We start from the raw sequence: 1,541 nt of genomic DNA, 5'->3' as shown, positions 1-1,541 counted from the left end.
TCCTGGTCACACTAATCTTGGATGCCTCTAATCCTAAGACATCACTCCATATCTCTACCAACTTAGACTCTAATGAAGTCTCTGCTGCTTGATAAGAACCCGCATCTTCTAAACTAGGAATAGGCAAACCAGAGCGATCAATCTTACCATTGGAAGTCAATGGTAATGATGACAGCTCCACATAATAACTCGGAACCATGTAGTCTGGAAGTTTTTCCAGTAAAGCCGGCTTGATAATAGACAAATCTATTTCTGATTTCAAAACTAAATACCCCACCAAAACCTTGTCGCCATTTACCTCTTTCATCTCAACAATCCCATGCTGTATTTCTTCAAAAACCGTTTTAATAGTGTTTTCAATCTCACCCAACTCTATACGATAGCCTCTCAATTTTACTTGTCTATCGATTCTACCTAAATATTCTATTTGACCATCAGGCAGCCATCTTGCTAAATCACCAGTTTTATACAAACGATTATAGTTGCCTGATCCATATGGGTTTTTAACGAATTTTTCAGAAGTAAGAGATGGGCGGTTTAAATACCCTCTTGCAACTTGAACCCCAGACACACATAATTCCCCTGGGGTTCCAAACGGAACTAGATTTTCTGATTGATCAAGTATATAAATTTTAGTATTCCCTATTGGGGAACCTATAGTTACTTTATTTTCTATAATTGGGGCAGAACTCACACTACTACATACTGTATTTTCGGTAGGTCCATAAGCATTAAAAACTTTAATCCCTTTGGATTGAAATTCTTTAGTTAGATTATAATTTAAAGCCTCTCCTCCCGAGATAATTGTAGTAATGGTACCAAGATCGTCTTTTAAAGCTTCTTGATAAGATGGTGGTAATAAGGCTATGTTAATCTCTTTGGAATTGATCAAAGGACGTATTTTATCCAGTGAATTGATGGTGGATTTATCGGTAAGAATTAATTGTCCTCCACAAATCATTGTAGAAAACAACTCAAAACTAAAGGCATCAAACGAAAATGACGAAAATTGAAGCATTTTGACAGCATTGTCCATGCCTGTTATATCGATCATATTTTGCGCAAGATTTACGACTCCACGATGCTCACATAACACTCCTTTGGGTTTACCTGTGGTTCCAGAAGTATAGATTACATTTGCCAGGTTATTAGGCATAATTCCTAGATCCAGTTTTTCTGATGAAAAAGAGTTTACCTCTTCCCAATCTCTATCAACACAAAAAAATTCGCATCCTGATACTAAATCTAAAATTGGGTTATCCGATTTTGTAATTATGAGATTCGCGGAAGTATCTTGTAAAATAAAAGTAATACGATCAAGTGGATAACTAGGATCGATAGGAACATATGCTGCTCCAGATTTTAATACTCCCAAAACACTTATAATCATTTCTAAAGATCGATCAACACAAATTGGGATTAGCTCTTCTTTTTTTATTCCTTTACTTACTAAATAGTGCGCCAAACGAGTAGAACGTGCATCCAAATCTCCATAACTCATTTCTAAATCTCCATGAACTAAGGCAACACGATCTGGATCA

The 1,541-nt window shown here is 36.1% G+C and carries 1 protein-coding gene; it reads right to left on the bottom strand.

Annotated features, from left to right (window positions below; genetic code table 11):
- Window positions 1–1,541: amino acid adenylation domain-containing protein (locus tag ACXAGJ_RS24595; protein WP_474843829.1), on the bottom strand; the 1,541-nt coding region annotated here is incomplete at both ends.

It is taken from the genome of Aquimarina sp. AWH4_224 (genome assembly GCF_056160245.1).
The sequence above is the reverse complement of the archived record's forward strand: the minus strand, read 5'-3'. Positions and strand labels throughout refer to the sequence as shown.